This is a genomic window from Ammonicoccus luteus, assembly GCF_050880385.1.
Taxonomy (GTDB): domain Bacteria; phylum Actinomycetota; class Actinomycetes; order Propionibacteriales; family Propionibacteriaceae; genus Enemella.
In genome coordinates this window covers 913,425-939,327 of sequence record NZ_JBNZCI010000001.1, presented here as the reverse complement: position 1 = coordinate 939,327, position 25,903 = coordinate 913,425, and the positions used below count along the sequence as shown (strand labels likewise).

Sequence of the window (25,903 nt, the reverse complement as noted above, 5' to 3'; positions counted from 1 at the left end):
TACCGAGTTATACTCGATCTCATGAAGACTGCCATCTCGGTCCCGGACGAGACCCACGCTCGAGTCGAACGCGTGGCGAAGAGCCATGGCATGAACCGGTCACAGTTCTATGCGCTGGCCGCCGAACGACTTGCCGACGAGCTGGAGTCGGCCGATGTGACGGCCGCCATCGATGCCGTGGTCGACGCCGTCAACCGTGACGAATCGATCCAGTTCGCCCTCGCTGCCAGCCGACGGGTGCTAGTCGCAGGCGACGACGAATGGTGAACCGAGGAGACATCCACTGGTGTGATCTTGGGGAGCCCGCCGGCAGCGCGCCTGCCAAACGGCGCCCCGTCGTGATTATCCAAGCTGACGCCTTCAACCGCAGTCGGCTGGCTACCTCGATCGTTCTCGTGCTGACGACCAACACTGCTTTGGCGGGCATGCCAGGAAACGTGTTCTTGCCCGCGATCGCCTCCGGGCTGCCGAAGGATTCCGTGGCGAACGTCACCGCCATCGTCACCATCGATCGTCGCGCTCTCGATCCACACCCAGTCGGGATCGTGCCTCAGCACCTCATGGTCAAGATCGACGAGGGCCTTCGAGGGGTGCTTGGACTGTGACCGACGTATCACCACGCAGACGCCGTGAGGTCATCGACGCCCTGCGTCGTGGCACCGTGCCCAGCAACGGACTTGACCTTCTGGCGGTCGGGCTCGATCGGTTCTCAGCGGCACTCGACGCTGAGCTCGACACCGTCGCGCAGGGTGGGTCGGTGTTCAAGGCGGTGCGGGGTGAGTACGGCAGCGGCAAGACCTTTTTCACCCGCCACCTCGCCGAGCGTGCCCTCCGGCGGGGGTTCGCGACCGCCGAGGTTCAGATCAGCGAAACCCAGACACCGCTGCATCGGCTCGAGACGGTCTATCGCCGAGTCACCGAATCGCTCCGCACCAGTTCGGTTCCGCCCAGCGCATTTCGGTCGGTGCTGGACTCGTGGCTGTTCACGCTCGAGGACGAGGCGCTCGCGCAGGAATCGTCCCTGACCGGGGAGACGCTCGGCGCTGCGACTGATGCGCTGCTCGAGGGCCGGTTGGCGCAGGTCTCCGCGCGTACCCCCGCTTTCGCCCAAGCCCTCCGCGGCTATCGCGCCGCCGGAACGGCGGGTGAGACGGCGACGGCCGACGCTCTTGCGGCCTGGCTCGGCGGGCAGCCCCATGTCGCGGCGGCCGCGAAGCGCGCCGTCGGCGTCAAGGGCGACCTCGATCACTTCGGTGCGATGGCCTTCCTGCAGGGACTCCTGTTGGTGCTGCGGGACGCCGGGCACCCGGGGCTGCTGATCGTCCTCGACGAGGTCGAGACGCTGCAGCGGGTCCGCGGAGACGTCCGCGACAAGGCCTTGAACGCCCTGCGCCAACTGATCGACGAAATCGATGCCGGGCGGTTTCCGGGGCTCTATTTGGTGATCACGGGGACGCCGGCGTTCTTTGACGGACGCGCCGGCGTCGGGCGGCTGGCCCCGTTGGCGCAACGTCTTGCGACCGACTTCTCCACGGACATGCGTTTCGACAATCCTCGGGCGGTTCAGGTCCGCCTGCCCGGATTCGATCGCGGGCGACTGGTCGACTTGGGGTCCCGGGTCAGGGATCTGTACGCCGGCGGCGCTGCTGACCCGAGCCGGATCCGGGGGACCGTCGATGATGACTATCTCGGGCTGCTGGCGGACGCGGTGGCCGGCGGTCTCGGCGGACGGGTCGGGGTGGCGCCCCGCATTTTTGTGAAGAAGCTCGTCGGCGACGTGCTCGATCGTGTCGACCAGTTCGCCGACTTCGATCCAGTGAGGCATTATGCGCCGACGATCGTGAGCGAGGAGTTGACCGACGCCGAGCGTGCGGCCGCACAGCTAACGGGCGGCGCAGGGACTTCGCGTACCGATCCTGACGAGATCGAGTTGTGAGCCCCCGATCAACAGGGGCACATTCGACAGCATTGGCATAATATGCCAATGAGGTGATCGCGATGGCTACGAGAAATGTTGTCCTGACCCAGCACCAGCACGAGTTCGTCGAGGCACTCGTGACGTCGGGTCGCTATCAGAACGCCAGCGAGGTGTTGCGGGAAGGCCTGCGACTCTTGCAACGTCAGGAAGCAGAGGATGCCGCCAAGCTCACGGCGCTGCGAAAATCCGCCGAGAGCGGATGGGCTGACGTTGCTGCAGGACGCTACACGGACGTTGCTGACGACGATTTGGACACGTTCATCCAGGGGCTGGGCCCGGGCGGTGCAGGCACCGCTGACTGATGGCCCTCTATCGCATCTCGCATGCAGCGCAGGACGATATCGCCTCCATCCTGGCTTGGACGCAGGACGAGTTCGGCGCGGAAGCTCGCCGCCGTTATGCGGTGCTGATTGCCACAGCCATTCGTGACGCGGCCTCTCGTCCGACGGGACCGGGGGTCACCCCTCGGCCTGAACTCGGCGACGGTGTCTTTTCCTGGCACCTGGCTCGGAGCCGCAGTCGCGCACCGGGCAAAGTCCGCAGCCCGCGGCATTTCCTGATCTGCAGATGGGACGGAGACCTCTTGGTTGTCGGTCGGGTTCTCCATGACGCCATGGAGTTGCGCCGACACGTGGACTCTGGGACGTGGCAGTGACGTTCGATCTCCTCAATCCGGTGGTGCAACACCACGTCGTGAACTCGCTCGGCTGGCCGGGCCTCAGGCCGCTGCAGGAGCAGGCGATCAGGCCCCTGCTGGCCGGCGATGATGCGCTGCTGCTCGCCCCGACCGCGGGCGGGAAGACGGAGGCGGCGCTGTTCCCGCTGCTCACTCGGATGCACGCCGAACGCTGGGACGGGACGTCGGTTCTCTACGTGACCCCGCTTCGGGCGCTGCTGAACAACTTGGCGCCGCGGGTGAAGGAGTACGCGGGCTGGCTGGGTCGCACCGTCGGCGTGCGCCACGGCGACACTACCGCCGGCCAACGCGCCAGGCTGCTGCGCGAACGCCCCGACATCCTGCTCACCACGCCCGAGTCGCTCGAGGCGATGCTGATCTCGGTGAAGGTCACCCCGGAGGAGACGTTCGCGGACGTGCGCGCGATCGTGGTCGACGAGGTCCACGCGTTCGCCGGCGACGATCGAGGCTGGCACCTGCAGGGTGTGCTCGACCGGCTCACCGCGCTCACCGGCCGGCCGATTCAGCGCATCGGGCTGTCCGCGACCGTGGGCAATCCCGAGGAGTTGCTGGGCTGGTTGCAGGGCTCGGCGCGGGACTGGGGCCGCGCAGGGATGGTCGTGAATCCGCCGGTGGCCGGCGCGGGCGATCCTGAGCTCCATCTCGACCACGTGGGCTCAGTGGCCGGCGCGGCCACGGTCATCGCCGGCCTGCACCAGGGTGAGAAGCGGTTGGTCTTCTGCGAGTCCCGCCGGCAGGTCGAGGGGCTGGCAACGGCTCTGCGTGAGCGTGAGGTGGAGACCTATCTGTCGCATTCGTCGTTGTCGATCGAGGAGCGGCGGGCGGCGGAGACTGCGTTCGCGTACTCCCGCGATTGCGTCATCGTCTCCACCTCCACGCTCGAGCTCGGCATCGACGTCGGCGACCTCGATCGGGTCATCCAGCTCGGCTCCACGCGCAGCGTTGCGTCGATGCTGCAGCGACTGGGACGGACGGGCCGACGACCAGGAACGGCACGAAACATGTTGTTTCTGGGCGTGGAGTCCGACGACTTCCTGCGGGCGGCAGGGGTGCTGCTGTTGTGGTCGGAGGGCTATGTCGAACCGGTGATTCCACCATCGGCGCCGGTGCACGTGCTCGCGCAGCAGCTCTTGGGGACCGTGCTGCAGGAAGGTGCGATCGGAGCTGATGAGCTGAGCGCCCGGGGCGACGCTCTGGGCTGGGGGCCGGCCGCCGAGGTCGTCGGCTGGCTGGAGGCCGAGGGGTTCCTCGATCGCGACGGCGATCTGCTGTTCGTGGGCGAGGAGGCCGAGCGCCGTTATGGGCGGATCCATTATCGCGATCTGGTTGCCGTGTTCACCGCACCGCCGCAGTTCGTCGTCCTTCACGGACGCTCGGAAATCGGTCAGATCGATCCACTCATGTTGACTCGCAAGGTCGACGGACCGCGGGTCATCCTGTTGGGCGGGCGGCCGTGGCGGGTCACCTATACCGATTGGAAGCGCAAGCGTGCGTACGTCGAACCCGCCGAATCCGCCGGCGAAATCCGGTGGGTCAGCGGTCCGGTGAGCGAGTCGTACGCCGTCGCGAACGCCGCGCGGCGGGTGCTGCTGGGCGCGGATCCGGGTGAGGGAGTGCGCCTGACGCGCCGGGCGTCGGCGGCGCTCGCGTCGGTTCGCGAGGAGCATGCTCACCGGGTGGCCGACGAAGCAACGGTGATCGTGCAGGAATCAACTGGTCCACGCTGGTGGACCTGGGCAGGGGCGCACGCGAACGCGGTGCTGGTCGCGGCGCTGGCAGAGGTGGCGCCGGAGTTGCTGGACGATGAGGCGTACACGAATCGGCATATCCACCTCCGCGGCGACGCGACCGCCGGCGCGGTGATTCGGGCCTTGTGGGATGCGCGGCGGCGGTTCGGGCCGGAGCTTGAAGGGGTCACGCCGGGTGTGACCGAGGACGCTGTGCGCGGTCTGAAGTTCGCAGAGTTGCTCCCGACCGAACTGGCGGTCGCTGCATTGGCGGAACGCAACGCGGACCGTGTGGGGGCTGCCCAGATCGCGAAGCAAACGGTTCAGGCCTCAGACGCTCGCTAGGCTGGGACGAGACCCCGGGAGACAGAATGCTGAAACGCGTTTTGACCATCATCGCTGCGATCCTCGGGTTCGTCCTGCTCGGTGGGATTGGTGCCGGCTTCGGTTGGCGCTGGAGGAACACCACATATTTCGAGCGTCGAATGGCAGCGGTGACCAAGGCCGGTGTCGTCGAGCGGTCCACGAGCATCGACGGCCACACGGTCACCTATGGCGAGGGTCCCGACAACGGGCCGGCGCTGCTGTTGATTCATGGCCAGGCGGTGGACTGGAAGAACTATGCGCCTGTGCTGCCCGAGCTGACCAAGCGCTATCACGTCTTCGCGATCGATGTCCTCGGCCACGGCGGATCCTCGCGCGCGCCGGAGACCTATACCGCTGCCGGTCAAGGACAGGTTTTGAGCCGATTCCTGGCGGCGGTCGTCAAGGAACCCGTGATTGTCTCGGGCCATTCCTCGGGCGGGCACATTGCGGCCTGGCTGGCCGCCAACGACGCCAGCGTGCGCGGTGTGCTGCTGGAGGATCCGCCGTTCTTCACCACCACGCTGCCGGAGGCGGAGCAGACCTGGAATTATCTGGATCTCGCCACGACCGCACACGAGTTCATCGCCGGCGGCGACAGCGATTGGGTGCTCTATTCATTCGAGCGGCAGCGGATGTGGAAGTTCTTCGGCGACAGCGCCGACTGGTTCAAGGACATGGGCCGCGACTATCACGCACGCCATCCCGGGGAAGGCATCCGGTTGTGGGCCTTCCCGCCCATGGGGAACGAGGTCCTCCGCACCGCCAACACCTATGACCCACACTTCGGGGACGCCTTCTATCGGGGCACCTGGGACGATGGCTGGGATCAGGCTGCTGCGCTGTCATCCCTCGAGGTGCCGGCCACCCTCGTGCACACCAAGGTCGCCTATGACACCGACGGGACGTTGATGGCTGCGATGGGTGAGGCCGACGCCCAACGCGCACGGGATCTGATCCCGGAGGTCATCTTCCACAAGGTCGAGACCGGTCACGGGTTCCATGATGAGGATCCGGAGGCCTATGTTCGTTTCGTCGACGAGCTCAGGGCGCGAACCGGTCTCTGACGATTCCGAGCTCATGCGGCAGCAGGGTCAGTCCAGATCGCTCGGCAGCTTCTCCCGCACCTGCTTGCGCAGGACCTTGCCGAGCATGGACCGGGGGAGTTCACCGTCGGACCGGATGACCCTCTTCGGCACCTTGTAGGCACTCAGCTCACGCCGGCAGTGATCCCGGACCCCGGCCTCGTCGAAGTCCTCCGCCTCGACGACCGCGACGATCACCTCGGCACCATCGGGCCGGCGATGACCGACCACCGCGACATCGTCGATCCCCGGCACGCGCCGGATCACGCCCTCGACCTCCGACGGCGACACGTTGAAGCCACCGGTGATGATGATCTCCTTGGCCCGATCGACGATGGTCGCGTACCCCTCCGCATCCACCGTCACAATGTCGCCCGTCCGCAACCAACCGCCCGGCAGCAGAGTAGTCGCGGTCTCGTCGGGGTTGTTCCAGTACCCCTGGAACACCTGCGGACCACGGATCTGCAGCTCGCCCGGCTCGCCCTGGGCCACCTCGCGGGTCGGGTCCTCCGGATCGGTGACCTTCATGTGGGTGGAGGGGAAGGGTACGCCGATCGTGCCGGTCCGGCGCGTCGGCCAGAACGGATTGCCCAGGGCCACCGGTGACGACTCGGTCATGCCGTAGCCCTCCACGAGCAGCCCACCCGAAACCGATTCCCACAGCTCGACGATGTCGTCGGTGAGCGCCATGGCTCCGGAAATGCAGAACTTCGCCGACTTCAGCGAGATCCCGCGCTCCTTCGCGACCTCGGCGGTCTTGCGATAGATCGGCGGCACCGCGCAATAGACCGTCGGCGGGGTCTTCTTCGCGGCCTTCAGGATCATGTCGACATCGAACTTCGGGAACAGCACGATGTTCGCCTGCTTGAGCACGCCATAGGTCAGATAGAGCGTCATCCCGAACGCGTGGAACATCGGCAGCACCGCGAAGAACACCTCCTTGCGGTATTCGGCGTCCTTCATCCACGCCGCGCCCTGGAGCGCATTGGCATAGAGGTTGAGATGCGTGAGGATCGCGCCCTTGGGCTGGCCGGTGGTGCCGGAGGTGTACTGGATCACCGCCACGTCCTCGACCCGCGGTCGTGGCACGGACGGGTCAACCGGCGGCCCATCCAGCAGCTTCTTCCACGCGATCGTGCCGGTGGTCGGCGCGGTCAGCCCGGCTCGCGTGTCCCGCAGCTTCCTCACCGGCAACCGCAACGCGACCTGCATCGTGACCGGGAACTCCTCGAGGAGATTCACCGCAACGATGTGCGCCAAGGCCGGCGCCTTCGTGAAGCCCTGCAGCTTCGGCACCGCGACGTCCCAGGCGATCGCGATTTTCGCACCGTGATCCGCGAACAAGGTGTCCAGTTCGCTGGCCGTGGCGAGCGGATTGTGCTCGACCACGATCGCCCCCAAGCGCAGTGCGGCATAGAAGGCGATGACATGCTGCGGACAGTTGGGCAGCATGATCGCGACGCGATCCCCTTCGCGTACGCCAAAACGCCGCAGGCCCTCCGCCGCACGCATGACCTGGGCACCCAGGTCTGCGTACGTCGTCTGTCGACCGAAGAACGTCAGCGCTGTCGACGGGCCGGCCTCGGCCACCGAGCGAACGAGCAGATCGAAAAGAGACTCGGTGGGCAGCTCGATCTCGGCCGGTACGCCCGGCTGATAACGGGCTACCCAGGCGGGCGGTTGGCCATCGGACTCAGTGACGTCAGGATCAGTGGCGCTCATGACGTCAGGTTATGTCCAGTGGACACCGGCCGCCGACCCGCGTCACCCTGCGGCGGTCGTCAGCCGGAGCAACCGATGTCTCAGAGGTTCGGATCGCTCGGGAGCGTGTCCTTGTAGCGACGCAGGCGCCAGTCCGCGAGGCGGCCGGCGATCTTGCCGGGGATCGCGGTCAGCACGGCAAGACGGAGGAGGTCGGGCCGGACGGCGGCACCCAGGGAGGGGCGAAGGATCTTCCGCGCGTCGTCCTGTTCCCCGATGCGGACGAGGTCCCGCACGAGTTGCACAGATGCCTCGACGCGGTGGCGCTCGAGCAGGTCCTTGTCGTACGCCTTCGCCGAGGCCGCTGCGTGGTCGATCGAAATGATCCTGCCCCGGAGCTGGCTGGCCAGACGCCGCGAGGTGTCCGAGTCAGGGTGGATCCGATAACGCACGACCGCGTCGGGGACGAAGACGGCAGCGGTGGCGTCGCCGGCCGCCTCCATCAGCACGTGGAGGTCGTAGGCGCTGGCCGTCTCAATGTTCAGGTTGTCCCAGTCGACCGAGTCGGTCCGGAGCACCGCGGCGTTGAGGGAGACTCCGCCATTGAGCACATAATCGACGAACGGGCGCAGATAACCATGGGGGATCGCGTCCCGGAAGCCCTTTTGATGCGCATGATAATTCGGCAGGAAATCGCCGTCGGGGCCGACGTATCGGATATCGCCGAAGCTCAGCACGGCTGTCGGGTGTTCCCGCAAAGCCCCGATCGCGAGTTCCAGGAATCGGTCATCGAACTCGTCGTCATCGTCGAGTTTGACGACGAACTCGCTCGTCACGGCGCGGAAGCCGGCGAGGGCATTGCCGACCAGGCCCAGATTCTCCGGGCGGCCGATGTATTCGAATCGATCGTCGTTGAAACCTGCCACGAGCTCCGCAGCTTCCGGCTCATTGGCGTTGTCGCAGATCAAGCACTTGAAGTCGGTGAACGTCTGGCTCACCAGGGACTCGAGTGCTTTCCGCAGATAATCCGGACGCTTGAACGTCGTGGTCACGACAGTCACTGTGGCCATTTTCACTCCTGCAAACCGCCCGCCGGAACGCGACGGGCCTCGGCAATACAAAATGGAGCATAGTAGCGATCGAGGGCGGCTTGAGCTGACGTGCCGCCGGACGGGACCAGCACACTGCGTGGGCGCTAAGCTGCGCCAGGAGGTATCGATGAAGGCAGTCATCTTGGCCGGTGGCCTGGGGACACGGCTGAGCGAAGAGACCGGGACGAAGCCGAAACCGATGGTGGAGATCGGCGACCGACCGATCCTCTGGCACATCATGGCCACCTATGCCGCGCACGGAATCACGGACTTCGTCGTGTGCGCCGGCTACAAGGCGTCCGTGATCAAGGACTGGTTCGCGAGCTATTCGACGCGGTACGCCGACATCACTTTCGACCTCGCGACCGGTGAGCAGATCATCCACAAGCGCAGCACGCTGCCGTGGAAGGTGACTGTCGTCGACACCGGACCCGAAACGATGACGGGCGGCCGGTTGAAGCGAGTGCGGCCCTTCCTCGACGACGAGCCCTTCTGCTTCACCTATGGCGACGGTGTCGGGAGCATCGACATCCCGGGGTCGATCGCGTTCCACGAGGCGCAGGGCAAGCTGGCCACCATGACGGTGACCCAGCCGCCGGGACGCTTCGGTGCGATCACCCTCGGTGCGAGCGAGACGACGATCGAACACTTCCGGGAGAAGCCCGAGGGGGACGGCGCCTGGATCAACTGTGGGTTCTTCGTGCTGGAGCCCGGCGTGATCGATTACATCGCGGACGACTCCACCGTCTGGGAGCAGGAGCCGTTGCAGCAGCTGGCCCTGGACGGTCAGCTGAACGCCTGGAAACATGAGGGCTTCTGGCAGCCGATGGACACCTTGAACGACAAGAACAAACTCGAGAAACTGTGGGCCTCCGGTGATGCCCCGTGGAAGAACTGGGACTGGGAGTGACCGGTCAGGACAACCGCGTCACACCGAACAGCCACAAGCAGGGGTAAACGATGAGATCCAAGGCCGAGGAAGTCAGCTATCTCCGGGACTTCTACAAGGACAAGACCGTCCTCCTCACCGGCATTCATGGCTTCAAGGGCAGCTGGCTGGCACTTCTCCTCGCGGAGTTGGGAGCCAAGACCGTTGGTCTCGGTCTGCATGCAGATGACGGACTTCTGTTCCCCATGCTGGACATGACCGGCCTGGGCATCGAAAGTCAGATCCTGGACATCCGGGACCGTGCGCTTGTCGACGTGGTCCGGGAAACGCGTCCGGATGTGATCTTCCACATGGCTGCCCAGCCCATTGTGAGCGTCGGCCACGAGGACCCCTATCTGACGTTCTCCAGCAATGTGATGGGCGTCGTGAACCTCCTCGATGGAGTCAGGGCGCTGGACAACAAGGTGTCGGTCGTCAACGTCACGACCGATAAGTGCTATCACAACGTCGAAAAGGAAGAGCCCTACGTCGAGGATGACCCGCTGATGGGTGAGGACCCCTACAGCTCGAGCAAATCCTGCGCCGAACTGGTGTCCTTCTCCTATCGGGTCTCCTATTTCGACGACCCGGACGCGCCCGATGCCAAGTTGCTCTCCACTGCTCGTGCCGGGAACGTCATCGGCGGCGGCGACTTCGCGCTGAACCGGATCATCCCCGACATGGCCCGCGCGCTGGCCGCGGACGAGCCTGTCGTGATCCGCAATTTCGACAGCATTCGGCCTTATGAGCATGTCCTCGATGCGCTCTATGCCTATGTGGTGCTGGCCGCCAGGCAGTGGGATGACCCCAGTCTGGTGGGGGCGTACAACATCGGACCCAACGACGAGAGCGTCATGCGGACGCGCGAGCTCACCGACTTCTTCGCGGCCCGCACGCCGTTGAGCATCATCGACGGCTCGGAGGGACGGACGTTCAAGGAATCGACCCTGCTCTCCCTGGACAGCGGCAAGTTCCGCCAGACCCTCGACTGGAGCCCCACGTGGGCGAGCAAGGAAGAAATGCTCGACAAGACGTTGGTGTGGTACCAGAAGTGGATTGCCGGCGATCAGGACATGACCGAGGTCACGCTCGGCCAGGTCCGTGAGTTCCTCGGCGCACCCCAGTCATCCGACCCCATTCACTCGAAAGCAGAGAGCTGATGCAGTTCACCCCGACCGCCGTGGACGGCTGCTGGATCGTCGACCTTCAGCAGATCGGCGATGACCGCGGCTTCTTCGCCCGCACGTTCGATCGCACCGAATTCGAGGAACGAGGCATCGACCCGTTCGTCGCGCAGGCCAACATGTCCTTCAACCACAAGGCCGGCACGCTGCGCGGCATGCACCGCCAGATCGAGCCGCATGCCGAGGGCAAGCTCGTGCGCTGCATCCGCGGGACGATCGTGGATTGCTGCCTCGATCTGCGGGAGGACAGCCCAACGTTCGGCAAGAACGTCATGGTCGAGCTGAGCGCCGACAACCGCCGGGCGCTGTGGATCCCTCCCTACTGCGCGCACGGATATCTCACGCTCACCGACGACACCGAGGTCACGTATCAGGTGTCCGGGCCCTATGCGCCCCAGGGCGAAAAGGGTCAGCGCTATGACGACCCGGCCTTCGGGCTGGAATGGCCGGCCGACGTGGTCGTGATCTCCGAGAAGGACCGCAGCTGGCCGGACTGGGATGGGAAGCCGATCCGATGATCATCACCGACACCCTGTTGCAGCAGCGTCACAAGGACGGCAATCCGGTCCGCCTCGGCGTGATCGGACCCGGGTTCATGGCGCGCGGCATGATGAATCACATCCGAAACACCATGACCGGGATGGTCGTCGCCGCCGTCTATGCCCGCAAACCGGAGCAGGCGCGCGAATCGCTCGCGTACGCGGGTTATGCGCCCAACGAGATCGTCGACTGCGATTCGACCCGGGCGATCGACAAGGCTATCGCGGCAGGCTCGGTCGCCGTGACCGGAAGCTATGCCGACCTGACGGCCGCCGACGGGATCGACGCCGTCATCGACTGCAGCGGCTCGGTGGAGTTCGGTGCTCATGTCGCTCTGTCCACCATCGACAACGGCAAGCACCTGGTGCTGATGAACGCCGAGGTGGACGCCACCCTCGGCTCCATTCTGTCGCGGAAGGCCGAGAGCGCCGGCATCGTCTATACGGGCATCGACGGCGACCAGCCGGGCGTCGAGATGAATCTGATCCGCTTCGTGCGCGGGCTCGGTGTCACTCCTTTGTTGGCCGGCAACATCAAGGGCCTGCAGGACCGCTTCCGAAACCCGACCACCCAGGAGGGCTTCGCCAAGCAGTGGGGGCAGAACGTCCACATGGTCACGAGCTTCGCCGACGGGACGAAGGTCTCGATCGAGCAGGCGCTGGTGGCCAACGCGGCGGGCCTGTCCGTGCACGAGAACGGGTGCCTCGGCCGCGACTTCGAGGGGCACGTCGACGAGCTGACGTCGCAGTACGACGTGGACGAGCTCCGCGCCATGGGTGGCGCCGTCGACTACGTCGTGAAGGCCAAGCCAGGCCCGGGCGTGTTCGTGCTGGGCACCCATGACGACCCCAAGCAGCAGCATTTCCTGTCCTACTACAAGTTGGGCCAGGGTCCGCTATACAGCTTCTACACCCCCTATCACCTCTGTCACTTCGAGGTCCCGACGACGATCGCCCGGGCCGTCCTGCTGGGCGATGCGACCATCCGGCCGCTCCCGGACGGACCGCGGGTCGAGGTCGTCACGGTGGCGAAGAAGGATCTGAAGGCCGGGGAAACGCTGGACGGCATCGGCGGATACGCCTATTACGGCGAGTGCCGACCCGCCGCGCGCCAGCGCGCGGAGAACATGCTGCCGGTGGGCTTGGCGACCGGCGCGGTCGTCAATCGCGACATTGCGGTCGACGAGGTGATTTCGTACGCCGACGTCACCCTGCCGTCCGATCAGCTTTCGGTGCAGCTGCGTGCCGAACAGGACGCGATGTTCGGCGGAGCAATCTGACGAACAAGGCCGCTGCCTGAGAGGACCGGCGAGCCGCTTGAGGACGTGCGCTGCCACGGACTCCTGGGAAAGGGCGCGACCTACGGACCCACCGCCGCCCTGCGCGGCGGTGGGTCGCTCGTTCCTGTTCCTTCGGTCACGACGGCAGCCATGAGCGCGGGTCTGTCCAGAGCCGGATGACGAGTACTATCGAGCGGTCATCCCTTGCCGGAACCAGTTGACTGATCGAATCTCGGGAGAGTTGTGCGGAGAGTTATCTTGGCGCCACACATGGACGATGAGTCCTTGGGGTGTGGTGGCTTGTTGGCCAAATATCCGGATGAGTGCACGGTCTTGACGATCGCTGCGGGCGATGAGACGCGGAGGAGCGAACATCGCAAAGCAATGGAAACCCTGCGGGTGAAGAACTACGAGAACCTCGGCTTCAAGGATGGCGATGTCGCGGCATCCGCAGTGGCCCTCGTCGACGCCTTGGACCGGAAGTTTGCGGAGCTGATGCCGCATGAGGTCTATCTGCCCTATCCGTCGCTGCACCAGGATCACATTTCTGTCTATGAGGCCGGGCTCCGCGCCTGCCGGATCTCGATGAGCGTCGATCACTGGTTCCCGCCCGTGGTGATGGTCTATGACATCCAGGTCTATGACGTGAACCTCTATGCTCATGAGTTGCGCTGGAACGTGTATGAGTCGTTGACCGAGGAGCAAGCGGAGTTGAAGGCGGCGGCCTGTAAGGCGTACTCGTCGGAGATCCCTGGGGAGAGCCACCCCATGAACTTCGTGAAGGAATTGTCTGCGGCTGCCGGGAGCGTTCGTCGTTTGCCGTTTGCTGAGCAGTACTCGCTGGTTAGGCAGATCCGGTCATGAGGGTCGCGGTGCACCAACCGGATCTGTTGCCGTATTCGGGGTTCTGGTTCAAGATGGCCCAGTCCGACAAGTTCGTGCTTGCTGTGCATGATCAGTTCCAGAAGCACGGCTATCAGCGCCGGGTCAAGATGCGTGACTCGTGGGTGTCTCATCAGTTGGTGGGTAAACCGTCACTGGTGCCTATCAGCGCGGTCGAGGTTCAGCCCGGTTGGCAGGACCGGCTCATCAGCGCCATCCGTGGCCGTTATGTGGGCGCAAAGCATTGGAAGTCACGCGGTGAACAGTTGCTCGAGGCGATCGCCAGCTGTGCCGGCGAGTCGCTGGTGGACGTGAACGTCAGCCTGATCGAGGTAGTGCGGCCGTTGCTCGACATCACAACCCCACTCGTCATCACGGAACCGCCGAAGGAGAAGGGCCGGGAGCGGGTGATCGAGCAGTGCGTGATGGTCGGCGCGACGTCCTATCTGTCAGGCACGGGTGCCGTGGCGTATATGGGTGATGACGCCGAAGATCGGTTCGCTGCGGCTGGACTCGCATTGGAATGGTCCGATCACAAAATGTCGACGGGCGACTCGATCGTCAGCGTCCTGCTGGACTCCGATGATCCTGCTGCCGATGTCAGGCGCGCGGCGTCAGACGACGATCGCTAAGGCGGGCAGCCCGGGACACGCGCTGTGTCCCGGGCGCTACGCCGAATGCGGAGCCGACGCGGACAGGCTCTGGGCCGGCTTCGGCCGCGATTGGAATGCCCTGTTCGAAGCCCGAGGGTCCATGAGTCCTGGCAGCCTGACCAGGACGCCCCGGCCCGCGATGCCGCAGATCAACCAGATGAGGTAGTTCGGTGTGGGATAGGGGTTCGGGCTGGTCATCGTGGGAACGATGAGAATGAGCAGAGCGCACCATCCCACGACCTTCCAAGCCTGCATTTCTGCGAGACGTGCACGGCTCAGCAGGACCATGACCGGTCCGAACAGAATGACCAGGATCCACAGAACAGCACCCAGGACGCCGGTTTCAGCGGCGCGGGACAGAAGGACGTTGTGGACCTCGATGTTGACCTGGGTCACTGGATAGGTGTCAGCCTGCCGGACCCACAGAACGTTCTCGGACAAGAACTGGCCCCAGCCGATCCCGGTCAGAGGTTCGGCCTCGATGATTCTCATTGCGGCAGCGTTGGTGTTGGCGCGATCCGCGAGGGAGTCGCCCCGGAACATTCGATCTGTGAGTTCAGCGGTGAGGTTGGGCAGGGCCACGAAGACCCCGACGATGGCGACGGCGATTCCCCCCACGAAGACCGGAATCCAACGACGCAGTGCCGGCACGAGAATGATGCTGGCGACAAGGCCCATGACCAATCCGAGCCAGGCTGATCGGGTCAACGACAGCACGTTGGCGAGCGGACTCAGGGCAGCGCCGGCAACAGCAACCCAACGCCACACACCTTCCGAGCGTGTGAACAAGAAGCACGATAGGAAAAAGGTGAGTGCCGCCACCATGCCCAGGGCCTCGGCGCTGCCAAACGGACCGAACGCGCGCCATTCGGCGCCGTCCAATGCTGTCGCGTGGAGCATGTTGATATAGCGAGGGAAGATCAGCGCTTCCAGACCCACCCGTTCCATGACGGCGGTGAAGCCCAGATAGGTGCCAAGCAGAGCGCTCAGCCGCAGGAGGAGCATCCGGCGATGTTCTGTCGAAAAGATGAGCGCGCCGAGCCCGAACATCAGAAAGGGCATCACGATGCGGTCGAGCAGCATGAACAGCGGATAGCTTTCCCCGAGGGTGCCGGTCGAAATCCAGGACAGCAGAGTCCACAGCACAGTCACCGCCATCAGGATCCAGACGGTCCTCAGCCGCAGCCGCTCTTTGACCGGATCGAGAACGAACAACACGATGCTCAGAAGGAGCAGCGGCCGATCAAGACCTGTCGGCATCCCGAGCTCAGCCCAGTTGCCGGAGAAGATGGTGAGCGTGAGACCCGCCAAGAACAGCCAGACATAGGCCGGAGTGCGGGTTTCGTCATCCAGCCTCTGGCGGATCCAGAGTGTGGTGAAGCGACCGGACGGCACGTCAGACCTCGGTGGCCTCGTCGTCGGCGCGGCGTTCGGCTGCCCGTGCGGCAATCAGGGCGACGATGAAGCCACCGACGAGACCGAGGAGTCCCAGCTGTTGCATCCGAGTGCCGCGGCTGGACTTCGGATCACCGACCTCGCGGACGACGATGAGCTGGGCTGCCCGCGACTGCTCTGAGATGAGGCGAGTGAGCTTCACCTGATAGCCCGACAACCGTGCCTGTGCGACGCCTTCCGCAGTCTTTGCACGTGCGAGCCGGTCGCGAGCCTCGTTGATCTGTCCAGCCGGGGCGACCGGCGGCGACTGAAGGCGCGTCAGATCGTTCTGGGCAGCCTGGAACTCGGAATAGGCGGTTCCGTAAGCGGCAGATGCCTCGTCCAGCTTGGTGTTGGTCTCCTGCAACTGTTGATTCTGGCTGTCGTTGCTGACCTTGTCGATCAAGTCGTTGGCGGCGGCCGTGGCGCCGGCCTTCGCCTCCTCGGAGTCGCGGGACTCGGCTTCGATCCGAATCACGTTCGAATCAGGAATCTGGGAGGCCTTCAGCGTGACCCCCGGGGCGACTGTGTTGGCGGCGACTCCAGTGTTGTTCACATAGCGCGCGTAGTTCGACGCCAAGTTGTCAGCAGCCGTCGGGAAGCCGGCGATGGCCGCTGAGGTCAGATCTCCAGCCCCAACGGCGACTCGAGTCTCCGCTGTGTACGACGGCGGCAGTACCAAACCGATCAGACCACCGAGCAATCCTCCAACGAGGGTAATTATGGTGGTGCGAACCCAGTGCTTGCGGGCAACCGCCAAAGGGGCGGTGACCTGCTCGTAGAGGGGCTGTTCTTCCAGCACCTCTGCATTGCTCATTCGTTTCACGTTTGCTACCTACTGCCGTTGGGTTTCAAGTGTGGATCGTTCGGTATCCTGACATGATCATTGATCGGTATCTAGTCGTCGTTCCGTCAGGGATTCTTGCGCACTGCCTGAAGGAATTCGTACTGGCGTTGGGCATGTGAATCGAGGGAGAACTCCGAGGCAACGGTGGCTCGTCCTCGATCGCCCATGCGAACTCTGAGGCTTGGTTCGGTGGCCAATTCCCGCAGCGCGTCGAGCACAAGGTCGACGCGTCCCGGGGTGAGCAGGCGACCGTTGTCACCGTCCACAACGAGTTCACCGATGCCCGCGATGCGAGTCGTGACGACAGGCAGGCCGGTGGCCATGGCCTCCATGAGCACGACCGGGAGCCCCTCTTGGAAACTGGGCAGGCAGAAGACGTTCGCCCAGTGGTAGTGCTCGAGGATGTGGTCCTGACCCACCACCCCCACGAACTCGACCTGGTCGGACAGTCCGGCGGCAGCGACGCGGGCAGCGAGCGAATCCCGCAGGGGCCCATCGCCGACGAGGCGTGCTTCCACCTCGATTCCCTCCCGGGCCAGCGCCGCGAGCGCATCGATCAGGATCGGAGTGCCCTTCTCCGGCACCAAACGGCCCACCTGCAGCACGCGCAGCGGATCGGTGGGTGAGCGGTCCGCAGCCGGTGGTGAGAAGCGTTGCGTATCGACGCTCATGCGGACCAACGCGAGCTTCCCCCATTCCTCGGGATCCGTGAACCGCATGAGTTGGCTGCGGGTGAAGTCGGAGATGCACGCCACTCCGTCGGCAGCAGCGACCTTGGCCGCGAGGTCATAGCGTTCGACTGCTTCGAACTCGTTTGATCCGTGCATGGTGAAGGACCAGGACCATCCCGCATCCGGGCCGTCGATCGTGCGGCCGAGCTCCACGACGAGACGCGCGATGTCGGCGCCGTTGTTGGCGAAATGGGCATGAAGATGTCGGATCCCCTGCTCGCGCATCTCCTGATAGACGCGAGCTGCTTCGGCGAGATAGAAGACCTGCCAGACGCGCGACCGAACGCGTCGTTCGCCGGTGCTTGACGCCCGTCGCAGAGACGACAGGTAACCAGCCGGGCTTTTGAGCAGTGTGTTCAGGTTGTCACGGAGAACCTGACCCTTGTCCGCCTGGATGGCGATCGTGCTCGCGGCTTCACTGCGCATGAGTTCGCTCGGCAGGTTCTCCGGTGGCCGGCGCGCGCTGAAGGTGACGACCTCTTGACCGAGCGCCCGCAGACCTATGATCTCGCGTTCGATGAAGATGTGGGACACCGCCGGATACTGACTGACCAAGTATGCGACTGGGGGAGGGACTGTCATTCGCTTCCTTCTTCCGGAGGGAGAGCCACCGTGGGGTCGTTCGGTCGTTTGCGGTCAGGCCTGGGTGCGACTGGATTCATCCCGATACCACTTCTGCGGGCGGGACGCGCTGACGCGAGCGAGCACCGTAATGCCCAAATAGGCAAGAGCCGACGGGATCAGGGCCGGATTTCGGGCCACAAGGAGCCCCAGTGCTTTCACGGTCCCACCCGTGGTGGAGGTGAGGTCCAGATCACCGAATCCGGAACTGGCTTCGAGTTCCTTCGTGCCCTGCACCGTCCGGATGCGCACTCGGAGAAGATCGCGCCACCTGCGGGGAGCCCGCACCACGAAATGACCAGGCGTGGTGCGCCGTTCGGCGCGAGTGAAAAGGCGCTGGACAAACAAGTCATCGGCGGTCAGGGCAGGGAACTGATCGAACCGGCGGCGCCCGTTTTCGGACAGGGCATAGACGCCCAGCCCGATCAGGCCTTCGCTGACATACGGCAAGCGACGGTAGATCGCATAGAAGCCGCGCACGATGGGGTCGGACTTTGCGATATCGAACGTGATCGACGGGGCCGCTGCCAGAGCCTCGTCCGTCCTGAGTGCAGAGAACAGGGCGGGCAACGCCCCTGGCGTCAGGGTGATGTCAGCATCGAGATAAAGGCGCGGAAACCCTTCGGCGTGGGCGTCGCCGAGATTAAGGGCGTGCGCCTTGCCCGGGACTTCGGTTTCCATCACGGTGAGCCCCGGTATTGCCTCGGACCACTGCCGAGCCACCTCGGCCGTGCGGTCGGTCGACCCGTTCACCACCACGACGACGTTGATCCCCTTGATTTCCTCCGCGGCCAAAGCGGCCAAGCACCGGGGGAGGAGGGTTTCTTCGTTGTGTGCTGGAATCACGATGCTGCCGGTCATCCAGTTGCCCTTTCCACAGTCAAATGCCAAGCTCAACCTAGCGCAGGACCCTCGCTGGCCGACATGCGCAATGAGCCCGCCCACCTCGTGGAGGATGACACCAACCATGCCGATGGCGCCCCCTCCGACCGGCCGTCCCCGAAACTTGCGCGAGGCCCGTCGCGTGATGCGAGACTTGTTGGCCGCCGATTTTCCCCGGTGCTATCAGCCGTTCCAACGGATCACCGTCAGCATCTGGCGTGCCGGGCAGGTGCTGCGCTATTCGCGGGGACCTGTGTGTTGGGTGTTGCGCCGAATCGTGCTGATCGCCGACCTGATCTGGGTGCAGACGCTCATGGGTGCGGAGTTGCCGCACGAGGTGTGGGCCGGCCCCGGCGTCCGGCTGGAACACGGTGGGCGTGGGATCATCCTGCATCCGTCGGTGTCCATCGGATCCGGTGTCACGATCTATCATCACGTCACGATGGGCGTGAAGGACAACCGGGACGGTCCGGTCGTCGGTGACGACGTCCTGATCGGGGTGGGTGCGCGACTGCTGGGGCCCATCAAGATCGGGGATCGCTGCCGCATCGGGGCCAATGCGGTCGTGACGCGCGACACCGAACCGGACTCGACCTATCTGGGAATCCCGGCTCGCAAGGTCGAGGAGAACCGCACGTCGCGTCGTTGATCGGACGTCGATCCCGCTTCAGCCGCGGTTCTTGATCCGAGCGAGGAGCTCGCGACTCCGCTGCGGGCCCAGCGCAGCGACGACGTAGAGCGCGAGGACTGGCGCCGCCGACAGACCGATGCTGACGAGACCAAGGGGGCCTTCGGGAACGATCGGCCCGACGATGAATCGGTCGACGGTCCACGCCAGGGCGAACGACAAACCCGCGCTCGCGGCGGCGATGAGCCAGGGGACCTTGGCGATCGGATTCACCAGGCGGGTTGAGAGCACCCGCTGGGCCAGGATGACGGTCAGGATGCCGGAAACCACCGATGCCACGAGCGTCGCCACGACAGAGCCGAGTGCGCCGAATGTCCCGATGAGTGCCAGGGACAGGCTGATGTTCACCACCACATTGACGACGGACGATTTCATCGCCACGTCGGAGCGACCGAGGGTGTTCGCCCACTGTGTGTGGACGAACACGAAGAGATGCGCGCCTCTGGAAATCAGCGCGAGGCAGGCGATGATCCCGGGCAGCGTCGTCCCCAGAGACAACCATGAGTTGACCCCGAATAGCGCAGCCGGCGCCCCGACGGCAATCCAGCCGACGATTACGGTCAGCCAGATTCGCTCGAGCCTGTCGATGTTGTCGGCCGCGCCCTCCGGTCCTTCGGCGCCCACCGTCTGGCCGACGTGGGACTGAATCGGAAAGGCGGCGTTCATCGGCACAGTGCCGAGGGTGTTGGCGAAGCTTGCGCCCGTTCCGAACGCCACCATGTCGCGGGCTGCGAACTTGCCGACGAGCATGTGGTCGCCCTGCTCCGACACCATGGTGAGGAGGCCGGAGATCTGGATCTTCCACGCGTACTGGAAGAACTCCTTCAACAGGTCCTTGGACACGAAGCCGACGCCCGCGCGACTGAGCAGGCGCAACGCGCTCGGGACGATGATGAGGCTGCCCACGACTTGCTGGCCGATGAAGGTCCAGGCGATGCCGGTCAGCCCTTGTCCGGTCTCCACTGTCCAGATCACGCCGATCGTGTAGACGACGGACCCGAGGAGCAGGGCCGTGCTGGAGACAGCGAAGCGTTGATGGGCATACAACACCTGGGCCAGCAGGCCGCGCATCTGCGCCACAGCGGAGATTCCCACCATCACCCGAAGCAGCAGGACCGCGCCTGCGGGGTCGGGGTCGGTCGCGGGGAAGAAGGCGACGATGGCGGGGGCCGCCCAGAAGACGATCGCGAAAAGGGCCAAACTGACGCCAGTGACCGCTACCTGGAGGGTGCACAGCAGGCGCGTCGTGGCGACGGCATCGCCACGCCCCGCGTAGATCGAAAAGTAGCGACCGGCGCTGGCGCCGATGCCGCCGTCGAAGCTGCCGAGGAAGATCTGCAGGGATGCGACCAGCAAAAAGATCCCGTACAGCCCGAGCCCCAACCCATGGATGACGTAAGGGGTCAGAGCCAGGTTCACGATCAGGGGCAGGATCTGTGAGAGGGCCTGCCATCCGGTGCCGGTGAGCAAGGATCTGGCGCCGCCGCGGCGGGCAGGTGGTTCCGAAGGCGGGGTCTCCGGTTCCTCCTGGCGAGGGACGGCGGGCTGAGGCTCGGTCGGCCACTCCGGAATCGGAGTCATCCGGATCACCGTGGGAGTGTCGTCGACGTGCCAGAGCGGAGTGCGGGACTCGTCCGGTGCCTCATGGTCGGAGTGGCTGGGCGAAGCAGGACTCAGCGGCCTCCGCGTCGTCCCGGGCGAATGCGCCCGCGGGGTGTCCTGGGTCTCTGCGGAATCGTCTGGGCCGGGGCTGTCGGTTCGGTTGTCCGCGGATGTGGCGTCAGGTTCCCGGTCGGTCTGTGACTGCCACCCAGGCGTGGCCGCCCGGCGGGGCGGACGGTCCTGATGGTCTGGTGACGGCCCCGCTGAGCGCTTGGGATCACGCTCCACTCTGACGTGACCTGATCACGAAGAACCGAACCGCGACACCAATGAGAGCCAGAAGGCCAAGCCCGCCGACCGCAGCTGCCACGATGAGCCCAGTGCTTTCGCTGCCTTCGTCAGGCGCCTCTGTGGGCTCGGGCTGGGGTTGGCCGGGGGTGGGAGTGGGGTCGGTGGGGCGGGGCAAGTCGGTCGGCGGAGGACCCTTGGGCCCCGGATTGTTGAGTGGCGGGCGGTAGTCCACGGGGAGGACCTCGAGCTTGTCGAACGGAAAAGCGCCCTCGCCCTGTGCGGGATCACCCAACATCTCCTGCGTTGCCCAGCGGCCTCGGAAGATCTCCTCGTAGCGGTCTTCCTTCAGACCGACGAAGTTCTCGGCGCCGAGGCCGACCGAGCCGGACGTCTCGGTCACCATGATTCCGTAATCCTGTGCCGCTTGAGCGATCGCTCTGGCCGCCGGTGAGAGGTTCAACGAAGCGATGTCGAGGTCGGCGGGGAGTCGCATGCGCTGGCCCATGGTGAGGGCAACCCCCGCATGCTTGCCGTCGGTCCGCGAGGCAGGCCAGGACACGGCCGGCGCCAGCTTGATCTCGGGAATCCCGATGCCAAGGACGTGATTGATCTGCCCGTTCAGGAGTTCCTGCTGGCGGATGGTGTAGCCCACCTGTGCCAACCCGGAGGCGGATGCGCCGAAGCTGGGGTCGAACGCGCCCATCGACTCCTTGGCGTTGGTGATGGTCCCGCCCCAGCAGGCTTCCCACTGGTCCTGATCGTTCTTGCGCACACGCCACATGTCAGTGACTGTGTCCTGGTCTTCGTTATAGATCGAAACGGATCCGTCCAAGGACTGATCGGGAATCATGTCAGCGGGGATATGGATGCCGCTCAGCTGCTGAGAGACTTCGTCGTCCCAGTTGTCGGGCTTGTTCTGACAGTTCCACATGATGATGTCGTGGACGGGGTCGCTGTTCCGCGCCACATACAGAGCAGGCGCGTAGTTGTGATAGTTGACGTCCATCGAGGGAGCTTCCGGCGACCCGTAGTACTGCACCATCTGGCGCCTGAACTCAGTGAGCAGTTCATCGGAGTCAGGGGCGACCGGGGTGTCGTCGGGCAGGACCTGATAAAGCGGCGAGTCCTCGCGGAAGACCTGAGTAGGCATCGGCCGCGAGTCAGTTCCGGAGTCCGTTGCTGCCGAAGCGGGCTGCAGGGCGGTCCCGAGCATCAGAGCGACGCATATCGTCAGGGAGCCGCAGACGCCCTTTGAGAACAGTCGCTGCAGCTGCATTCGATCACCCTTCGGGGAGTATGGCCATAGGGGTAGTTGGACGAGGCTAAGAGCCAGCACTATAACCGACACACGGCTGTGCAGCGGCAGGGCGAGATCCGCTCCAGGCCAGCAATGAGGCATGGCTATGCTGCCCGCGGAGGTGCCCATGCCAAGTGATCCACTGATCAGTCTCGTTATCCCCGCCTACAATTGCGAGTTGCACATCGGCGGGTCCGTGTCGGCTGCGTTGTCCCAGACCTATCCGAACCTCGAGATCATCGTTGTGAACGACGGTTCATCAGACCGAACCGCTCAGGTGCTAGCGGGGTTCGGGGACATGATCCGGGTCATCCACCAGGAGAACCAAGGGGTGTCGGCCGCGCGGAACGTGGGCGTCGCCGCGGCCCAGGGCCAGTACATCGCGTTCGGCGATGCCGATGACGTCATGCTGCCCGGCCACATCGCGGCGATGATGGACACGATGCGAGCAGCAGGTCCGGGCAAGTGGTGGGTCGTCTCGCAGGCGTACTTCCTGTCGGCCGAGGGAATCGATCTCGAACGGCCAGTTGTCGTGACCACCTCGCTGCCGCCCAGCAAACAGCGCATGGCGATTCTGCAACGGAACTTCGGGAACATGGACGCGCTCATCTCGGCTGACATGCATCGCGAAATCGGCGGGATGGATTCGGATATCGACCGCAGCGAGGACTGGGACTACTGGGCCAGGGCCCTTTTCAACGGATGGCGCGCCGCCTTCCAGCCGCACCCCAACGTGCTCTATCGCTGGTCAGACAACAGCCTTTCGAACGATCAGGACGGGCTGCTGGCGGGCGAGGACATCCTGATGGACAAGCTCCGTCGCGAGTTCTGGGACGTGATGACCGAGGAGGAGCGTGCCCACCTGGAGCGTCGCGACCAGCTCGGATCGCCGTATCGCCTGTCGGCGAGGGCCAACGATGCCCTCCGGGCGCGCGACTACTCGACGGCCACCGCCCTGTTCGCTCAGGCGGCTTCCCTGCTCCCGGACGATCGTCGGCTCCAGATCAAGGCGAAGTCCATGCAGTGGTTCAGGCCGAGCGCGGCCTACTGGCGCAAACGGCGGCTGCGTTCGGATCAGCTCAACAGGCGGTATGACTTCGTGCCTGTTGGCGATGAGGCAGCAGAAGCCGATTAAGCCGCTCCCAAGGTGTTCCGGGGGCCCGATTTATCAACACCGACAGAGTTTTCGTGCGTCTGCGTTCCGCTTGGAGCACCGTCGGTTTGGAACTGCACCGCTGACATAGGAGCATAGGGTCCGACGAACGGTGGCCGCGTAGTTCAGGGCGTGTGTCGGCGCGACAGTTGTTTTGGGGGACAGAGTGACGTTATTGGAGCATCGCGTACGCGAGAACTATGCATCGATGCCGAAAGGTGCGGTGGGTCGTCGGTTGGCACTCACGGACCTGGGCATCATCGTCGGCGTGGTGCTCTTGGCTGAGTTCGCCCGGTTCGGTGACTACAACCTGAGCCTCGCGGGCGACGGCGCAAGCGTCGGCCACGTGGCCCGCTTGGTCGCGCTCGCCTGCGGATGGGTTTTCGCCCTGCGCCTGTTCGATTCCTACGACGCGAGAATGCTCGGACACGGGCCCGAGGAATACCGCTCGGTGATCAAAGCGACCTTCTTCATCTTCGGGTCGATCGCCATCGGCAGCTATGTGCTGAAGCTCGAAGTGGCCCGCGGTTACGTCGTGGTGGCTCTGCCCGTCGGCTTGTGCGCCCTTCTTGTCGGTCGATGGCTCTGGCGGAAATGGCTGGTGCGGCATCGCATCGCTGGGCGCCACAGCAGCAGGACGATCGTTACGGGCACGCGTGACCGCATCGAGACCGTGATCCGCAGTCTGCACTCCAACCCCGGCGCTGGCTATCACGTGATCGGTGTCTGCCCGACCGACGATTTCACCGCCAGGTCCATCGGTGGCGTGCCGGTGCTGGGGCGCGCGCGGGAAGCCTCGTTGGTGGCCCGATCGGAAGGCGCTGACGTGGTCGCGGTTGTGTCGCACCTCGACGACGAAGGCGGTTTGCGGAACCTGTCCTGGCAGTTGGAGGGCACGAACACCGACCTCATCGTGGTGCCGGGGTTGGTCGACGTCGCCGGCCCACGGGTTCGCACCCGTCCCATGGATGGGCACGCGCTGCTCCTGGTGGAGCAGCCGGTCTTCAGCGGTCCTCGGCTGTTTGCCAAGACGATGTTCGATCGGGTTGGTGCCGCCATTCTGATCGGCCTGCTCAGCCCCGTGTTCGCCGTGCTCGCGTTCCTCGTGTGGCGCCAGGATCGGGGACCCGTGTTCTTTCGTCAGGAACGTGTCGGTCTGGATGGCAAGCCGTTCCGCATGACCAAGTTTCGTTCGATGGTCGTCAACGCCGAGAAAATCCGCAATGACGCCGCCTGGTTGGCGTCCACCGAGGCGGTGAACGAGGACAGCGGTCCGCTGGTCAAGATCCGCAACGATCCACGGATTACCCCCTTGGGCACCTTCCTGCGGAAATACAGCCTCGATGAGCTGCCACAGCTGTTCGATGTGCTCCGCGGTGACATGAGCCTCGTCGGGCCGCGACCGCCTCTGCCGTCGGAAGTCGCCGTTTACGACGCCGACGTTCGGCGTCGCCTGCTGGTGAAGCCTGGCATGACCGGTCTGTGGCAGATCAACGGCCGGAGCGAGCTGAGCTGGGAAGAGTCGGTCCGTTTCGATCTCTACTATGTCGAGAACTGGTCAATCGTCTCGGACCTCATCATCCTCGGGCGCACCGGAAAGGCCGTGCTCGCGGGTTCCGGAGCCTACTGATCGGTGAAGTTCCACCACGTGTGGCGGCATCGGTGGATCCGGGTCGTCTCGGTCGGTCTCGCTGCGATCATGGCGATAGCCACGGGATGGCTGCTGCTGGTGTTTCCGCGGTTCGACCAGCCGCGCCTGGATCCGCCGCAGCACTCGGACGTGATCTATCTCCTCGGCGGCGAGCGTTACGGGGCAGGGATGGGCCTCCAGATGCTCGAAGAGGGGCTCGCCGACGCGCTGGTGCTGAGCTGGACGGATTACAACCTCCCCGAGTGTCTCGAGGGCTTCCATAGCGGCCGTCCTGTGGTGTGCATCGAACCTCAACCGGCCACCACTCAGGGCGAGGCCATGGTCCTGCCCAGCCTCATGGAGGATCATGGGTGGTCGTCCGTCACGGTCGTGACGTGGCCGGCGCATGTGCCCAGAACCAGGCTGCTGTTCGAGCGCTGCTATTCGGGGGACATGCGTTTCGGCTCGACCAACTATCCCTATGGTCGGCGCGAGCGGGTCGTCAAGGCGTTCTACGAGACCATCAGTTGGGCAAAGGCGTCGGCCACGCCGGGTTGTGACGACATGCTGCCCTTCGGACTCTCGGGCTGACAGAGTTCCGCTCGTCGACCGCGTCGTC

The 25,903-nt window shown here is 64.7% G+C and carries 25 protein-coding genes; 17 read left to right on the top strand and 8 right to left on the bottom strand.

Going from position 1 to position 25,903, the window contains the following annotated elements; genetic code table 11:
* The first annotated feature begins 21 nt into the window (after positions 1-21).
* The 7 genes from ACQ260_RS04410 to ACQ260_RS04380 all read left to right on the top strand — a co-directional run bounded on the left by ACQ260_RS04410 (position 22) and on the right by ACQ260_RS04380 (position 5,832).
* Positions 22-267, top strand: a complete 246-nt coding sequence (locus tag ACQ260_RS04410) for a hypothetical protein (RefSeq protein ID WP_432558172.1) — start codon at positions 22-24, stop codon at positions 265-267.
* Positions 261-605: a type II toxin-antitoxin system PemK/MazF family toxin gene (locus ACQ260_RS04405; protein WP_432558171.1), complete on the top strand. Its 345-nt coding sequence runs from the start codon at positions 261-263 to the stop codon at positions 603-605. Before ACQ260_RS04410 ends, ACQ260_RS04405 begins: the two co-directional genes overlap by 7 nt.
* Complete coding sequence (gene brxD / locus ACQ260_RS04400; protein WP_432558170.1) at positions 602-1,936, top strand: BREX system ATP-binding protein BrxD; 1,335 nt, start codon at positions 602-604, stop codon at positions 1,934-1,936. The genes ACQ260_RS04405 and brxD overlap by 4 nt, the downstream gene beginning before the upstream one ends.
* Positions 1,937-1,998: 62 nt before the next feature.
* Positions 1,999-2,280, top strand: a complete 282-nt coding sequence (locus ACQ260_RS04395; protein WP_432558169.1) for a type II toxin-antitoxin system ParD family antitoxin — start codon at positions 1,999-2,001, stop codon at positions 2,278-2,280.
* Positions 2,280-2,633, top strand: coding sequence for a type II toxin-antitoxin system RelE/ParE family toxin (locus tag ACQ260_RS04390; protein ID WP_432558168.1), 354 nt, complete (start codon positions 2,280-2,282; stop codon positions 2,631-2,633). The genes ACQ260_RS04395 and ACQ260_RS04390 overlap by 1 nt, the downstream gene beginning before the upstream one ends.
* A complete protein-coding gene (locus tag ACQ260_RS04385; RefSeq protein ID WP_432558167.1) occupies positions 2,624-4,747 on the top strand; it encodes a DEAD/DEAH box helicase in 2,124 nt (707 codons plus the stop codon). Before ACQ260_RS04390 ends, ACQ260_RS04385 begins: the two co-directional genes overlap by 10 nt.
* A gap of 26 nt (positions 4,748-4,773) precedes the next feature.
* Positions 4,774-5,832: an alpha/beta fold hydrolase gene (locus tag ACQ260_RS04380; protein ID WP_432558166.1), complete on the top strand. Its 1,059-nt coding sequence runs from the start codon at positions 4,774-4,776 to the stop codon at positions 5,830-5,832.
* A 27-nt stretch (positions 5,833-5,859) separates the two neighbouring features.
* On the opposite strand, the gene ACQ260_RS04375 is transcribed toward ACQ260_RS04380, so the two are convergent.
* Positions 5,860-7,572 carry a long-chain-fatty-acid--CoA ligase gene (locus ACQ260_RS04375; RefSeq protein ID WP_432558165.1) on the bottom strand — a complete coding sequence of 571 codons (1,713 nt, stop codon included), beginning with the start codon at positions 7,570-7,572 and terminating at the stop codon, positions 5,860-5,862.
* Positions 7,573-7,652: 80 nt separating this feature from the next.
* On the bottom strand, positions 7,653-8,621 hold the full coding sequence (locus tag ACQ260_RS04370; RefSeq protein WP_432558164.1) for a glycosyltransferase family 2 protein: 969 nt from the start codon (positions 8,619-8,621) through the stop codon (positions 7,653-7,655).
* Positions 8,622-8,769: 148 nt separating this feature from the next.
* On the opposite strand from ACQ260_RS04370, the gene rfbF reads away from it, so the two are divergent.
* From rfbF to ACQ260_RS04340, 6 genes are all read left to right on the top strand, one after another.
* Complete coding sequence (rfbF, locus tag ACQ260_RS04365; protein WP_432558163.1) at positions 8,770-9,552, top strand: glucose-1-phosphate cytidylyltransferase; 783 nt, start codon at positions 8,770-8,772, stop codon at positions 9,550-9,552.
* Positions 9,553-9,602: 50 nt separating this feature from the next.
* Positions 9,603-10,730: a CDP-glucose 4,6-dehydratase gene (rfbG, locus tag ACQ260_RS04360; protein WP_432558162.1), complete on the top strand. Its 1,128-nt coding sequence runs from the start codon at positions 9,603-9,605 to the stop codon at positions 10,728-10,730.
* The gene (rfbC, locus tag ACQ260_RS04355) at positions 10,730-11,272 is read left to right on the top strand and encodes a dTDP-4-dehydrorhamnose 3,5-epimerase (RefSeq protein WP_432558161.1); all 543 of its coding nucleotides are present in this window, start codon (positions 10,730-10,732) and stop codon (positions 11,270-11,272) included. The genes rfbG and rfbC overlap by 1 nt, the downstream gene beginning before the upstream one ends.
* The gene (locus ACQ260_RS04350) at positions 11,269-12,573 is read left to right on the top strand and encodes an NAD(P)H-dependent oxidoreductase (RefSeq protein WP_432558160.1); all 1,305 of its coding nucleotides are present in this window, start codon (positions 11,269-11,271) and stop codon (positions 12,571-12,573) included. The genes rfbC and ACQ260_RS04350 overlap by 4 nt, the downstream gene beginning before the upstream one ends.
* A gap of 243 nt (positions 12,574-12,816) precedes the next feature.
* Positions 12,817-13,437 carry a PIG-L deacetylase family protein gene (locus ACQ260_RS04345; protein ID WP_432558159.1) on the top strand — a complete coding sequence of 207 codons (621 nt, stop codon included), beginning with the start codon at positions 12,817-12,819 and terminating at the stop codon, positions 13,435-13,437.
* A complete protein-coding gene (locus ACQ260_RS04340; protein ID WP_432558158.1) occupies positions 13,434-14,087 on the top strand; it encodes a WbqC family protein in 654 nt (217 codons plus the stop codon). The genes ACQ260_RS04345 and ACQ260_RS04340 overlap by 4 nt, the downstream gene beginning before the upstream one ends.
* Before the next feature lie 36 nt (positions 14,088-14,123).
* Here the strand turns inward: ACQ260_RS04340 and ACQ260_RS04335 are convergent, their stop codons facing one another.
* From ACQ260_RS04335 to ACQ260_RS04320, 4 genes are all read right to left on the bottom strand, one after another.
* Complete coding sequence (locus ACQ260_RS04335) at positions 14,124-15,503, bottom strand: O-antigen ligase family protein (RefSeq protein ID WP_432558157.1); 1,380 nt, start codon at positions 15,501-15,503, stop codon at positions 14,124-14,126.
* A gap of 1 nt (position 15,504) precedes the next feature.
* Complete coding sequence (locus ACQ260_RS04330) at positions 15,505-16,359, bottom strand: hypothetical protein (protein ID WP_432558156.1); 855 nt, start codon at positions 16,357-16,359, stop codon at positions 15,505-15,507.
* 95 nt (positions 16,360-16,454) lie between these two features.
* A complete protein-coding gene (locus ACQ260_RS04325) occupies positions 16,455-17,654 on the bottom strand; it encodes a glycosyltransferase family 4 protein (RefSeq protein ID WP_432558155.1) in 1,200 nt (399 codons plus the stop codon).
* 102 nt (positions 17,655-17,756) lie between these two features.
* Positions 17,757-18,602 (bottom strand): glycosyltransferase family 2 protein, encoded by an 846-nt coding sequence (locus ACQ260_RS04320; protein ID WP_432558154.1) that lies wholly within the window; start codon positions 18,600-18,602, stop codon positions 17,757-17,759.
* Between the two features lie 166 nt (positions 18,603-18,768).
* Here ACQ260_RS04320 and ACQ260_RS04315 point away from each other — a divergent pair, with 166 nt between their 5' ends.
* A complete protein-coding gene (locus tag ACQ260_RS04315; protein ID WP_432558153.1) occupies positions 18,769-19,272 on the top strand; it encodes a serine O-acetyltransferase in 504 nt (167 codons plus the stop codon).
* An 18-nt stretch (positions 19,273-19,290) separates the two neighbouring features.
* Here the strand turns inward: ACQ260_RS04315 and ACQ260_RS04310 are convergent, their stop codons facing one another.
* Both ACQ260_RS04310 and ACQ260_RS04305 read right to left on the bottom strand, forming a co-directional pair.
* Positions 19,291-20,892 (bottom strand): oligosaccharide flippase family protein, encoded by a 1,602-nt coding sequence (locus tag ACQ260_RS04310; RefSeq protein ID WP_432558152.1) that lies wholly within the window; start codon positions 20,890-20,892, stop codon positions 19,291-19,293.
* Positions 20,893-21,190: 298 nt separating this feature from the next.
* Positions 21,191-22,354, bottom strand: a complete 1,164-nt coding sequence (locus ACQ260_RS04305) for a hypothetical protein (protein ID WP_432558151.1) — start codon at positions 22,352-22,354, stop codon at positions 21,191-21,193.
* 247 nt (positions 22,355-22,601) lie between these two features.
* On the opposite strand from ACQ260_RS04305, the gene ACQ260_RS04300 reads away from it, so the two are divergent.
* The 3 genes from ACQ260_RS04300 (at position 22,602) to ACQ260_RS04290 (ending at position 25,875) form a co-directional block, all read left to right on the top strand.
* Positions 22,602-23,636 (top strand): glycosyltransferase family 2 protein, encoded by a 1,035-nt coding sequence (locus ACQ260_RS04300; protein WP_432558150.1) that lies wholly within the window; start codon positions 22,602-22,604, stop codon positions 23,634-23,636.
* A gap of 226 nt (positions 23,637-23,862) precedes the next feature.
* Entirely contained in the window at positions 23,863-25,284 is a 1,422-nt protein-coding gene (locus ACQ260_RS04295; RefSeq protein WP_432558149.1) for a sugar transferase, read from the top strand.
* 3 nt (positions 25,285-25,287) lie between these two features.
* Entirely contained in the window at positions 25,288-25,875 is a 588-nt protein-coding gene (locus ACQ260_RS04290; RefSeq protein ID WP_432558148.1) for a YdcF family protein, read from the top strand.
* Positions 25,876-25,903: the final 28 nt, after the last annotated feature.